This window comes from Agrobacterium sp. 10T429, from assembly GCF_056393925.1.
In genome coordinates this window covers 687,145-699,777 of sequence record NZ_JBFTGV010000001.1, presented here as the reverse complement: position 1 = coordinate 699,777, position 12,633 = coordinate 687,145, and the positions used below count along the sequence as shown (strand labels likewise).

The following is a 12,633-nucleotide window of genomic DNA, read 5'->3' as shown; positions in this document are numbered from 1 at the left end:
AAAGCCTGCCCGACGCGGCAATGACCTGACGGCTTATTTTTTCACAAAATCCAAGCTTTTTGGATGCCGTGCCTGACATGGCATGTTAGGGCTTGGCGATTGCGCGGCTGAGGCTGCGGCTCTGCGTGGCATGGCATATTTCAGGAGGTCTTGATGGCGGACCCGGCATTCGATCTCGATTTCAGGCCGGCCTATGGCGAGGCGGTTCCCGTTGCCCCGCTCATCCAGCGCATCACCGTCAACAATCCTTCCGCGTTTACCTTCCATGGCACCAACTCCTATATCGTCGGCGACCGGTCCGTTGCCGTCATCGATCCCGGCCCGGAGGATGAGGCGCATTTTCAGGCGCTGATGGCGGCGCTTGATGGACGCGAGGTCACCCATATCTTCGTCAGCCACACACATCGCGACCACTCGCCGCTTGCGCAGCGGCTGCGGCAGGCGACCGGCGCTATCACGGTTGCGGAAGGCCCGCACCGCGCCGCCCGGCCACTGCATGTGGGTGAGACCAATCCCTTTGCCGAAAGTTCCGATACGGCTTTCGTGCCGGATGTGGCACTTGGCGACGGGCAGAGCCTTTCCGGCGACGGCTGGGCGCTGACGGCGCTGCACACGCCGGGGCACACCGCCAACCACGCCGCTTTCGCAGTGGAAGGCAGCGGCATCGTCTTTTCCGCCGATCACGTCATGGCCTGGGCCACCACCATCGTCGCACCGCCTGATGGGTCGATGAGCGATTACATGGCCTCGCTGGAGCGCCTGCTCGCCCGCGACGACCGGCTGTTCCTGCCCGGCCATGGCGGCCCGGTCAACGATCCCGCAGCCTTCATGCGCGGGCTTCGCGCCCACCGCCGCATGCGGGAACGGGCGGTTCTGAAGCGCATCCGGGAAGGCGACCGGCGGATCGCCGATATGGTGAAGGTGATCTATGCCAGCACCGACAAACGCCTGCACGGGGCTGCGGCACTTTCCGTACTGGCCCATATCGAAGACCTGATCGAAAAGGGCGAGGTGCGGACCGAGGGTGCGCCTTCGTTGCTGGGGGAATATTTTCCGGCGTGAGGCTAGCGTGTGGGCGTAACGCTCAGATCGGCGTCATCATATCCGGTTCAAACATTTCAACCACCGTCGCATTTTCCCGTCGTTCCGGCATTGAGCCGGAATGACGAAGAAGGAAACTAAGCCTCAATTGTCGTTCAGGCCCTGCATTTCCGCATCCAGCGCATCGAGATAGGCTTCTGCGATTGCTGCTCCCATGCCAAGATCGTGCGGGCCGTACCGGGAGGCAACGCGCACATCGACGATCGTGGTTTCCGCCTCTTCTTTCAGGCGGATGAGGATGTCGAAACGCAGGCCCCATATGCGCGTGCGCTTTTCGCCCTGCATCAGCACCACGCCGCTGCCGTTAAAGAAGGTGGGCTGCGGTGCCTCGACCGGCCGTGCCATGGGAACCGGCACGATGGAGGGCAGGTCCTCTACCGGCGCTTCCTCGGTCGGCTGAGACTTGTCCTGTTCGGGAACGCCGACGGAGGGCGGCTCCACCGTGCCGATGACGCCTTTGGTATGGGTGATGCGGATGCTCTGGGCGGCGGCCATTTTTTTGGCGGCGGTGTAGATGCGGTCTATCGCACCTTCATAACGGCGTCCGGCAAGGCTCGCATAGGCCACCGCCTGCGCGTCCCGGTCCGCTTTTGCAACAGTGGCCGGTCTTGCCAGCCATTGCTGATTGGCAACGGGCGGCACCAGCCATTCCGGCGCATCGGCAAGATCGGTGGAGATGTCGTAAATCTTTGGCTGCTGCCAGTAAAGAAATGCGCCGTAACCGACGACGCCGAGCGGCAGCGCCGACAACAGCAGCGCGGCAAGCGCAGAAAGGCCGCCGCGCGCACCCGTGGTCCATAGCCGTTCAAGACCAACCAACGCCAGAAGCATCGCCACCAGAGCGATTCCAGCGGCTATCATCAGCAGGCCGACGAGATCGGGCGTCGTCAACGGTCCGAAACGGTGGATGCCAGCGGCGACAAGAAAAAGCGCCAGCGCCGCCATACCGAGATAGCGGGAAAGATAGGCTGCAACTGAAAAAGGCCGGACAAAACGCACAGTCATGGAAGCGGATATCCGTTAGATCGCATTGGCGTAAAAGCGTTGCACCCGAAATCTGGCAAGGGAATCACCTGCATATGATGTCATAGACCGGATTTGCGGTTAGGAAAACAAGGACGGGTCTGATCTGCGGGTAAAGTGCGTAAACCCACCTTTGTCACGCCGGGCTTGATCCGGCATCGAGGCACGGCGCGTCTGCATGATGAAAGAAGCCTGCCGCGATCAAGGACTTGATCGCAATGGACCCCGGATCTGGTCCGGGGTGACGGAGTGGGAATGCAACGGCGTCAGCAAACGCAAACGCTCTTCAAGCCTCCGACATCGTTTTGAGCGCGTGAAAGGCCACGTCCACGATAGAGCGGAATATTTTTCCGCATTACCTCCCCTTAAGAGAATAATGCATCGGCAGTGCAACAAATACGCAAGCTCATCCCTTATTTGCTGAGGAAATCGGCGTATTCTTCGTCCCTTCCTTCGAGAATGCGTGTAAAAAGTGCATTATCCTCGTTTTCTTGCATAAAAAAGAGACAAGCCATGTCACAGGCAACGACGCCAGCCCCCTCATCCGGGCCAAAACCCTTTTATCGCAACTTCGGCTTTCAGGTTCTGATCGCCATGGTCATCGGCCTGCTGCTCGGGCTCGTTGCGCGCAATATCGGTCCTGATGCCGCCGGCAGCCCGAACTGGCTTTCCGTGACGTTGCAGACCATCGGCAGCATTTTCGTGCAGCTGTTGCGCGCGCTGGTGCCGCCGCTGATTTTCACGGCCATCGTCGCCTCCATTGCCAATCTCAAGAACCTCTCCAATGCGGCAAAGCTCGTCTGGCAGACGCTTCTGTGGTTCGCCATCACGGCGCTGATCGCCGTGGTCATCGGCATCGTACTTGGCCTCGTCATTCAGCCGGGCGTGAACACCGCGATTGCCAATACGGCAGCGGCAGCACCCTCCTCCACCGGTTCCTGGCTCGACTTCCTGAAGGGTCTCGTCCCGGCCAATGTGTTCGGCCTCGAGGCCTCGACCAAGGTCAATAACGGTTCCGCCAGCACCTCGCTGAACTTCAACGTGTTGCAGTTGCTCGTGGTGTCGATTGCCTTTGGTGTCGCGGCGCTGAAAGCGGGCAAGGCGGCGGAGCCGTTCCTTGCCTTCAACCAGTCGCTGCTTGCCATCGTGCGCAAGATCCTGTGGTGGGTCATCCGCCTCACGCCCATTGGCACCATCGGCCTGCTCGGTCGCGCCGTTGACCAATATGGCTGGACGACGCTTTCGCAGCTTGGCTGGTATGCGGCGGCCGTTTATATCGGTCTGGCGCTGGTTCTCTTCGTGGTCTATCCGGCGCTGCTTCTCGCCCATGGCCTGAAGCCATCGCGCTTCTTTGCGGGCGCATGGCCGGCAATCCAGCTCGCCTTCGTGTCGCGCTCCTCCATCGGCACCCTGCCCGTCACCGAAACCGTGACGGAAAAGAGCCTCGGCGTGCCGCGCGAATATGCCGCCTTCGCCGTGCCGCTCGGCGCCACCACCAAGATGGACGGCTGCGCCGCCATCTATCCGGCGATTTCGGCGATCTTCATCGCCCAGTTCTTCCAGGTGCCGCTCGGCATTCAGGACTATGCGCTGATCGTGTTCGTCTCGGTGCTTGGCTCGGCCGCAACGGCGGGTCTCACGGGTGCCGTGGTGATGCTGACGCTGACGCTCTCCACGCTCGGTCTCCCGCTCGAAGGTGTTGGCCTGCTGCTCGCCATCGACCCGATCCTCGACATGGGGCGCACGGCCGTCAACGTCGCCGGTCAGGCGCTGGTGCCCACCATCGTCGCCAAACGTGAAGGCATTCTGGACGAGGCAGTCTACAACAACGCCAAGGACATCGAGGCACTCGATGACCGCGACGCGGTTCCTGCCTGAACAAAGAACGACTGAAAGTGGTGCCGCCGGGGTGGTACCTTCATATCTCCATGATGGGCGTCGCTATCACTTTAGCGACGCCCACATTGACAATAATCCCAAAAATATTGAAGTATAAATTTGCGAATCATCAATTTTAACTGCAATTATCCTAATATAATTATGGGAAACAAAATTGCACCGAGAAAAAATATGAAAAAATCTTCTATAATTCTCCTGAGTATTTTCTCTTTCATTGCATTCCCTAATTTGACCGCAGCAGCGGGAACAACTGTTGATTCCGTGTCCTATTCGTGCGCCAACAACGAAGTCCTACGTGTAGTGTACGTCAACGGCGCCGATGGAAAAAGCTTCGCGATCCTGCAGCAGATGGAAGAAATGATAACTATGGCGGAAACAATATCGGCGTCCGGAGCGATTTATAACGCAATGGACCCGAACTATAGTTACACTTTACGCACGAAAGGCAGCAACGCCTCGCTTGAAGATAGCAGGGGCACGATACTGGACGGCTGCTCAGAGTAATAATGCAAAACAAGAACGGGTGGCGGCCGCGGCCATCCCTGGCGTGAAAAGAAGATTGCGGCATCAGGCAATAATGGACGATGCAACTTTCCAGTCTTCACCCGCTTTTCCCGATCATGAATCAGGCGTATCAATCGCGGCGATAAAAGTGCCGCCCGGCTGTCATGTTCTAGGGAGAAACAAAATGCGCGTTTCCATCGTCTTAGGTTCGCTCGCCGCTCTGCTGGCGCTCACCGCCTGCCAGACGCTGACTCCGGAAGAGCGCCGGGCGCGGGATGAGGCGACATGCCGGGGTTATGGTTTCCGCCCCGGCACCGACCCCATGGCGGGTTGCCTTCTCGATTTGGAAATGGATCGTCGCGCCGACAACCGCGCCTGGCAGGCGCAGATGAACCGCGACATGTTCTATCGTCCGGTGGTGGTGGAGCGGCGGATCATCGTCCAACCAAACCCCTGACCGGAATGAAGGCGACATTGCTGGCGTTTTCACCCTGCCTTGCCCTTGCGGCAAGTGTCGCCTGCGCGGCGGCAAGACGCGCGATGGGCACGCGGAAGGGCGAGCAAGACACGTAGTCGAGATCCGCATCCTCGCAGAAATGGATCGAGGCCGGGTCGCCGCCATGTTCGCCGCAGATGCCGAGTTTCAGCTCCGGACGCGTCTGGCGGCCGCGCTCGGCGGCAATGCGGATCAGCTCTCCCACACCGTCGAAATCGAGCGAGATGAACGGGTCGCGTTCAATAATGCCCTTGCGCTGATAGGTGTTGATGAAACGTGCCGCGTCGTCACGGGAAATGCCGAAGGTCGTCTGCGTCAGATCGTTGGTGCCGAAGGAGAAGAACTCCGCAGCTTCCGCAATCACATGCGCGCGCAGCGCCGCACGCGGCAACTCGATCATGGTGCCGGTCAGATATTCGAGCGTCATGCCGGTCTCTTCCGCCACCTCGGCGGCCACAGTGTCGATGACGGCCTTAACGTAATCGAGTTCGGACCGGAGGCCGACCAGCGGCACCATGATCTCAGGCACGACAGGCGCACCGGTGATGCGCGCCGCCGCAACCGCAGCCTCAAAAATGGCGCGCGCCTGCATTTCGGCAATTTCGGGATAGGAAATGGCAAGCCGGCAGCCGCGATGGCCGAGCATGGGGTTGAATTCGTGCAGCGCATCCAGCCGCTGGCGGAATACGGTCTGCGGCATGCCCATGGCGGCGGCGACCTCTACGATCTCGCCATCGCTCTTCGGCAGGAATTCGTGCAGCGGCGGATCAAGCAGGCGGATCGTCACCGGCAGGCCGTGCATGATCTGGAAAAGCTCGGTGAAATCCGAACGCTGCATCGGCAAAAGCCGGTCAAGCGCTGCCCGCCTGCCCTTTTCGCTTTCGGCGAGAATCATCTCGCGCATCACATGAATGCGGTCGCCTTCGAAGAACATATGCTCGGTGCGGCAAAGACCTATACCTTCTGCACCGAAAGCACGGGCGGCGCGGGCATCGGCCGGTGTATCGGCGTTGGTGCGCACTGTCATACGGCGCAGATTATCGGCCCATTGCATCAGCTTGCCGAAGTCGCCTGACAGTTCAGGCTGCGTCATCGGCACTTCACCTTTCATCACCCGGCCAGAAGAGCCGTCGATGGTGATGACATCGCCGCGTTTCAGCATGCAGCCAACGCCGATCAGCACCTTGTTGCGCATATCGACGCGCATCGAACCCGCACCGGTAACGCAGGGAATGCCCATGCCGCGCGCTACCACGGCGGCGTGGCTGGTCATACCGCCGCGCGTCGTCAAAATGCCTTCGGCGGCATGCATGCCGTGAATATCTTCCGGACTGGTTTCGATGCGGACCAGAATGACGCTTCGGCCTTCAGCTTCCGCAGCGACCGCTTCTTCCGAGGTAAAGACGATCTCGCCGGTTGCCGCACCCGGGGAGGCAGGCAGGCCGGAGCCGATGATGGGCCGGGATATACCGGGATCGATGGTGGGGTGCAGCAATTGGTCGAGCGATGACGGCTCGATGCGGCAGACGGCTTCTTCCTGCGAAATCAACCCATCCTCGACCATATCGACGGCGATCTTCATGGCGGCGCGTGTGGTGCGCTTGCCGGAACGGGTCTGGAGCATCCAGAGCTTGCCGCGCTCGATGGTAAATTCCAGATCCTGCATGTCGCGATAGTGGGTCTCCAGCCGCTTGCAGATCACCATGAACTCGGCGAAAGCCTCCGGCATCAGCTTTTCCATGGATGGTTTGTCGGAACCCGACGCCAGCCTCGCGGCCTCGGTGATGGATTGCGGCGTGCGGATGCCCGCCACCACATCTTCACCCTGGGCATTGACGAGGAACTCGCCGTAAAGCTCCGCCTCTCCGGTGGAGGGATTGCGGGTGAAGGCAACGCCGGTTGCCGATGACGAGCCGAGATTGCCAAAGACCATGGCCTGGACGTTGACCGCCGTGCCCCAGTCGCCGGGAATATTGTGCAGGTGTCGATAGGTCACGGCGCGATGGTTCGTCCAGCTGGCAAAGACTGCACCGATCGCGCCCCAGAGCTGAACATGGCAATCCTGCGGGAAAGCCTCTCCCAACTCGTCCTCGATCAGTTGCTTGTAAAGCGCAACGACATGCTGCCACTCGACCGCCGACATATCGGTATCGTATTCATGGCCGAGCCGGCCCTTCTCATCTTCGAGAATTTCCTCGAACAGCTCATGGTCGAGACCCATGACGACATCGGCATACATCTGGATGAATCGGCGATAGCTGTCCCAGGCGAAACGGGCGTCGCCCGCATCGTGGCCCAGCGCCTGCACCGTGCGGTCGTTGAGGCCGAGATTAAGCACCGTGTCCATCATACCCGGCATTGAGGCACGCGCGCCTGATCGGACCGACAACAGCAGCGGCGTCTGGCTGCCGCCGAATGTCTTGCCGGTCACGGCTTCCATGCCGTGAAGGCCGGCCATGACCTGCAGCTTCAGCTCTTCGGGGAGATCGCGGCCGTTCTTGTGATAAAGGGCGCAGGCATCGGTTATGATGGTGAGGCCGGGGGGAACGGGAAGGCCGAGACTTGCCATTTCGGCAAGGTTTGCACCCTTGCCGCCCAATATAGCAACGTCACCTGCCCGGCCTTCGGCAGCACCGTTGCCGAAGGTATAAACCCACTTTTTCATTCCACGCTCTCCACCCAGAAGCGTTGTCATTTTTCTATCATCTACAGCATTGGCAGCATGTTGGAAACGCCACAACGTCCAGTTTACATCGCAGTGCAGCATAATTGCGGCGAATTGCGCGCCAGAATTGCCGCAAAAGCAAAATAACAGCGTTACTGACGCATTCGTGTAGTGCGCAGAAACGGAGTGTTCCCTAAGCCATTCACATCGCCCAAAAAGAGATTATTCATGCAATTTACTCGCCGCCACACGTTGAAATTTGCCGGAATTTCTTGCGCCGCCACCGCCCTTGCCGGTGCTCTTAGAGCAGAAGGCGCCCCACCCGCAGCAAGTGCAAGCACCGCCCTTCCCTTTGCGCTGACCACGCCGATGCATGTCAGTCAGGCGGCGCTTCGGGTGCGCGATCTCGATCCGATGATCGATTATTACCGTTCCGTGCTCGGGTTGAATGAGGTTGCGCGCAACGCACGGGGCGTGACGCTCGGCGCCGGCACCGTTCCCCTGCTTGATCTCGTTCACAAGCCAACGGCGGATTATGAAAGCCCCACCTCAGCCGGCCTGTTCCACATCGCCTATCTGATGCCCACCCGCAAGGATCTGGCGCGGTGGCTGGTACATGCGGCGTTAAGGCAGGTGCCGCTCACAGGCTTTGCCGACCATAATGTCAGTGAAGCGGTCTATCTCAACGATCCCGAAGGCAACGGCATAGAGGTTTACAGCGACCGGCCGAAGGACACATGGGTCTGGAGCGGCAGCGTGGTTAAGATGGGGACCGAACCGCTCGACGTCGATGATCTCGTAACGCTGACCGACACCAAAAAGAGCGATTACGAGGCCGCACCTTCCGGCATGCGCATCGGGCATATTCACCTGCGGGTCGGCGAGATTGCTACCGCACGCGCCTTTTACGAGGAAGCCGTTGGTCTCAAACCGACGCAGGATGCCCGTTCGGATGCCTCCTTCCTGTCATCGGGCGGATATCACCACCATCTGGCCGTCAACACATGGAACAGCCGGGGCGCGAAAGAGCGCAACGCCACTGAAACCGGCCTCGACTGGTTCTCTCTTGCCATCAAAAATCCCACGGACCTTGAAGCGCAGAAAACGCGGCTGCGGGCGGCCGGTTATGTGCTGGTGGAGATGGAAAACAAGGTTGTGGAAGCGATTGATCCGTGGGGCACGCGGCTGCGGTTGGTGCCGGTATAAGAGGGCGGCGAGCCGGCTGGTTTCCTGTGACTGGTACAGGAACGAGGGACGCGAGGCACAACACCAAAAAAAAGCCTTGCGAGGCCACGGCAGCGACCTCGCAAGGCTTTCCATCCGGTACAGGAAACCGGATGGGGGGTCTGGAAAGAGCCCAAATTCCTTTCAAAAAGACATAGCAAAATGCCGCGCATTGTCGCCCACCCGAATGGGTGATGCGGCCAGATAAATTCGCGATGGAAAAGGCTTAAGGGGTAGACCCGGAACGGGAAACTCAGACGGCTTCGCGCAGTTGCTCGGCAGTCTGCAAATCCACGGAAACCAGTTGCGACACGCCCTGTTCGGCCATGGTGACGCCGAAGAGACGGTTCATGCGCGCCATGGTGATGGGATTGTGGGTGATGATGACGAAACGCGTTTCGGTGGAGGCAACCATTTCGTCCATCAGGTTGCAGTAACGCTCGACATTATGGTCGTCGAGCGGCGCGTCCACCTCGTCCAGCACGCAGATTGGTGCGGGATTGGTGAGGAAGACCGCAAAGATCAGCGCCATGGCCGTCAGCGCCTGTTCACCGCCGGAAAGCAGCGTCATGGTCTGCGGCTTCTTGCCCGGAGGACGGGCGAGAATTTCCAGGCCGGCTTCCAGCGGATCGTCGGATTCGATCAGCTGCAATTCCGCCGTGCCACCACCAAACAAATGGGTGAAAAGCCGCTGGAACTGCGAATTGACCACATCGAAGGCCGCAATCAACCGTTCACGGCCTTCGCGGTTGAGGTTCTGGATACCGGCGCGCAGCTTGCGCACCGCGTCGATGATATCGTCGCGTTCCTTGATGAGGGCCGCGAGCTTGGCGGAAAGCTCCGCCTGCTCTTCCTCGGCACGCAGGTTGACGGCGCCCAGCCTCTCACGCTCTATCTTCAGCCGGTCGAGATCGCGCTCGACATCGCGAATATCTGGTTTCGGCTGGTCGGGACCAAGGCCGGTCAGGCGCAGCGCCATATGCGGCTCGGTATTTAGCGTTTCGCGGATGCGATGTTCGGTTTCCTGCCGCTTCTCGCGGGCAGAAACAAGCCGCTCTTCGGCGCGGCCGCGCTTCTCCCGGGCTTCTGCCAGTTCGGAAAGGGCGGTGGTGGCAACGCGGTCGGCGGCGCGTTGCAGGTTTTCCGCCTCGGCCAGCCGGTCCGCGGCCAAGCGGCGGGCGTCTTCGGTTTTCTGAAGCTCGGTCAGGAGGTTGCGGCGTTTCTCGTCGAACTCTTCCGGCGCAATGTCCAGTTCGGCGATTTCCTCGCGCGCCTCTTCCTCACGCTCACGCAGGGTGGCGATGTGATCGGCGGCACTGGCGGCCCGCGATGCCCAGGTGGAGCGCTCCTGCGCGATTGCCTGAAGCCGGCGCTGGCGGCTTTCCGCCTCGCGGCTCACCCCCTCGTGGCGGGCGCGCGCTTCTGCCAGCAGGCCACGGTCTGTGGCGACTTCCAGCTGGCTTTCACGCAGGCGCAGATCAAGGGCGGAAAGATCCGGTGCATCTTCCATTTCGATGCGGGCGATTTCTTCCTGAACGACGATCTCGTCGATCTGCGCGCCGATCTGGTTCAGCGCTTCCGAGACGATATCCCGGCGGCGCAGAAGATCGCCCGAGGCGCGTTCGGCTGATGTCAGCGCCTCTCGTGCCTCGGCAAGATGACGCGTCACCAGCCGGCTTCTGTCGCGCACTTCCGAAAGCCGCAACTCGGCGCTTCTGATGTCGTCGGTCCTGATGGAGAGCTGTTCTTCGGCCTCCTCCAGACTGAAACGGGCCTCTTCCAGTTCCGTCTCGATTTCGGCAAGCCGGTTCTTTTGTGCCAGACGAAGGGCGGCGGCTCCCGGCGCATCAGCGCTGGCGATGTGGCCATCCCAGCGAAACAGCGCGCCCTCGCGCGTCACCAGCCGCTGACCGGCCTTCAGCGACGGCATCAGGCGCAAGGCTTCCGCAGTGTCGGCTGCAACGCCGATCTGGGCGAGACCGCGCCTTAATGCGTCCGGCGCCTGCGCATAGTTCAAAAGCGGCTTGACGCCCTGCGGCAAAGCAGGATCGCCCGCACCATCACCATTGCCGGCCCAATAGGCGGGAGCAGCGGGATCAAGGGCACTTTCGAGGTCGTCGCCAAGGGCTGCACCAATCGCTGCCTCAAAACCACGTTCCACCGTCATTTCTTCCGCCACCGGCGTGAAGCTGCCATTGGCGGCAGCACTGGCCGCCAGGATTTTGGTGATGGTGCGCGCTTCCGTATCCAGAGCGTTCAGCCGGTTTCTCGCCGTTTCCAGCGGGCCGCGCGCCAGCGCTTCGGCGGAACGCGCCTCGGCAACGGCGGCTTCGGCTTCCTCCGCCACGATCAGAGCGTCTTCCACCGCGATCTCGGCTGCCTCGACCGCCTCGCGGCGCTCCGAAGGATCGGGAAGGCCGGAGAGTTTTTCATCGACGGCATCGATCTCGGAGGATGCCTCCTGCGACTGGCGTTCCAGCCGGAGTTTACGATCGGAAAGCTCGCGGATCGCCCGTTCCAGCTGCTGGCGCCCGGCGGCGGCCTCGGCGCGCTCGGCGGTGATGGCAGTGAAAACGGTTTCGCTTTCAGTCAGTTTAGCGGCAGCTGCCTCAAAGGCTTCGCGCATCTCTTCGGCATGACGACCGGAATCGGCGAGAATTTCGAGAAGGTCTGCCTCTTCCTCATCGAGCCGTGCAAGGATCTGGGCGTTATCAGAGACAAGCCGTTCTTCGCGAACGATGTCTTCGCCAAGCTGCGATAGACGGCGCGCCAGCTCATCACGGCGGCGAAGCAGGCGGTTCGCCTCGTCATCCAGCTGGGTGCGGGCAATCTGCAGACGTTGCAGGGCGGCAGCGACCCGCGCTTCATCCTCGCGCAGTTCCGGCAGCTTCAGGCTGGCAATGCCCTGCTGTTTGGCCGCCTCCATCTGCGCCTGCGCCTTTTCGGCAACGATGTTCGTGGCCTGATTAAGCGCGCTTTCCGCTTCGCCTTCGGCTTCCTTGGCTTCTACCCAGCGGATATGCAGCAGGGTCGCCTCGCGGGCGCGGATATCCGCCGACAGCATCTTGAAACGGTTGGCCTGCCGCGCCTGGCGTTTCAGGCTTTCGATCTGGCTTTCAAGCTGGGCGGTCACATCCTCCAGCCGCTCCAGATTGGTTTCGGCAGCGCGCAGGCGAAGCTCCGCTTCATGGCGACGGGAATGCAGGCCGGAAATGCCGGCCGCCTCTTCCAGAAGCTGGCGGCGGGCCTGCGGCTTGGCATTGATGAGTTCACCGATACGCCCCTGCCCCACCATCGAGGGCGAACGCGCGCCGGTGGAGGCATCGGCAAACAGAAGCTGCACATCCTTGGCGCGCGCTTCCTTGCCGTTGATGCGATAGACCGAGCCGTTTTCGCGCTCGATGCGGCGCGTCACCTGAATTTCATCGGCATCGTTGAAGGCGGCGGGCGCGGTGCGATCGGAATTGTCGAGATAAAGGCCGACCTCGGCGGTGTTGCGGGCCGGGCGATTGCCGGAACCGGAGAAGATGACGTCATCCATGCCGGATGCGCGCATGTTCTTGTAGGAGTTTTCGCCCATCACCCAGCGAAGCGCTTCGACCAGATTGGACTTGCCGCAACCATTGGGACCGACGACACCGGTCAGACCCGGCTCGATGATGAATTCCGAGGGTTCAACGAAGGATTTGAAACCGACGACGCGGAGCTTGTTGAACTTCAT

The 12,633-nt window shown here is 60.8% G+C and carries 8 protein-coding genes; 5 read left to right on the top strand and 3 right to left on the bottom strand.

What is annotated here, in order from left to right:
- The first annotated feature begins 153 nt into the window (after positions 1-153).
- The gene (locus tag AC1DCP_RS03375; protein ID WP_065661284.1) at positions 154-1,062 is read left to right on the top strand and encodes an MBL fold metallo-hydrolase; all 909 of its coding nucleotides are present in this window, start codon (positions 154-156) and stop codon (positions 1,060-1,062) included.
- Between the two features lie 123 nt (positions 1,063-1,185).
- On the opposite strand, the gene AC1DCP_RS03370 is transcribed toward AC1DCP_RS03375, so the two are convergent.
- Positions 1,186-2,106 (bottom strand): DUF1499 domain-containing protein, encoded by a 921-nt coding sequence (locus tag AC1DCP_RS03370; protein WP_013635638.1) that lies wholly within the window; start codon positions 2,104-2,106, stop codon positions 1,186-1,188.
- A 531-nt stretch (positions 2,107-2,637) separates the two neighbouring features.
- On the opposite strand from AC1DCP_RS03370, the gene AC1DCP_RS03365 reads away from it, so the two are divergent.
- The 3 genes from AC1DCP_RS03365 to AC1DCP_RS03355 all read left to right on the top strand — a co-directional run bounded on the left by AC1DCP_RS03365 (position 2,638) and on the right by AC1DCP_RS03355 (position 4,984).
- Positions 2,638-4,002 carry a dicarboxylate/amino acid:cation symporter gene (locus tag AC1DCP_RS03365; RefSeq protein ID WP_065688076.1) on the top strand — a complete coding sequence of 455 codons (1,365 nt, stop codon included), beginning with the start codon at positions 2,638-2,640 and terminating at the stop codon, positions 4,000-4,002.
- Between the two features lie 192 nt (positions 4,003-4,194).
- Positions 4,195-4,527, top strand: coding sequence for an MliC family protein (locus AC1DCP_RS03360; protein WP_162696038.1), 333 nt, complete (start codon positions 4,195-4,197; stop codon positions 4,525-4,527).
- A gap of 184 nt (positions 4,528-4,711) precedes the next feature.
- The gene (locus AC1DCP_RS03355) at positions 4,712-4,984 is read left to right on the top strand and encodes a hypothetical protein (protein WP_003511845.1); all 273 of its coding nucleotides are present in this window, start codon (positions 4,712-4,714) and stop codon (positions 4,982-4,984) included.
- Here the strand turns inward: AC1DCP_RS03355 and ppdK are convergent.
- Entirely contained in the window at positions 4,962-7,688 is a 2,727-nt protein-coding gene (gene ppdK, locus AC1DCP_RS03350; protein WP_065688074.1) for a pyruvate, phosphate dikinase, read from the bottom strand. The genes AC1DCP_RS03355 and ppdK overlap by 23 nt on opposite strands.
- A gap of 228 nt (positions 7,689-7,916) precedes the next feature.
- Here ppdK and AC1DCP_RS03345 point away from each other — a divergent pair, with 228 nt between their 5' ends.
- Positions 7,917-8,894, top strand: coding sequence for a VOC family protein (locus AC1DCP_RS03345; RefSeq protein ID WP_065688073.1), 978 nt, complete (start codon positions 7,917-7,919; stop codon positions 8,892-8,894).
- A gap of 271 nt (positions 8,895-9,165) precedes the next feature.
- Here the strand turns inward: AC1DCP_RS03345 and AC1DCP_RS03340 are convergent, their stop codons facing one another.
- Complete coding sequence (locus AC1DCP_RS03340; protein WP_065688072.1) at positions 9,166-12,633, bottom strand: chromosome segregation SMC family protein; 3,468 nt, start codon at positions 12,631-12,633, stop codon at positions 9,166-9,168.

What these genes read in the sequence shown, in the direction of transcription:
- AC1DCP_RS03375 (WP_065661284.1), top strand. Translation starts at nt 154, where the DNA reads ATGGCGGACCCGGCATTCGATCTCGATTTCAGGCCGGCCTATGGCGAG.
- AC1DCP_RS03370 (WP_013635638.1), bottom strand. Translation starts at nt 2,106, where the DNA reads ATGACTGTGCGTTTTGTCCGGCCTTTTTCAGTTGCAGCCTATCTTTCC.
- AC1DCP_RS03365 (WP_065688076.1), top strand. Translation starts at nt 2,638, where the DNA reads ATGTCACAGGCAACGACGCCAGCCCCCTCATCCGGGCCAAAACCCTTT.
- AC1DCP_RS03360 (WP_162696038.1), top strand. Translation starts at nt 4,195, where the DNA reads ATGAAAAAATCTTCTATAATTCTCCTGAGTATTTTCTCTTTCATTGCA.
- AC1DCP_RS03355 (WP_003511845.1), top strand. Translation starts at nt 4,712, where the DNA reads ATGCGCGTTTCCATCGTCTTAGGTTCGCTCGCCGCTCTGCTGGCGCTC.
- ppdK (WP_065688074.1), bottom strand. Translation starts at nt 7,688, where the DNA reads ATGAAAAAGTGGGTTTATACCTTCGGCAACGGTGCTGCCGAAGGCCGG.
- AC1DCP_RS03345 (WP_065688073.1), top strand. Translation starts at nt 7,917, where the DNA reads ATGCAATTTACTCGCCGCCACACGTTGAAATTTGCCGGAATTTCTTGC.
- AC1DCP_RS03340 (WP_065688072.1), bottom strand. Translation starts at nt 12,633, where the DNA reads ATGAAGTTCAACAAGCTCCGCGTCGTCGGTTTCAAATCCTTCGTTGAA.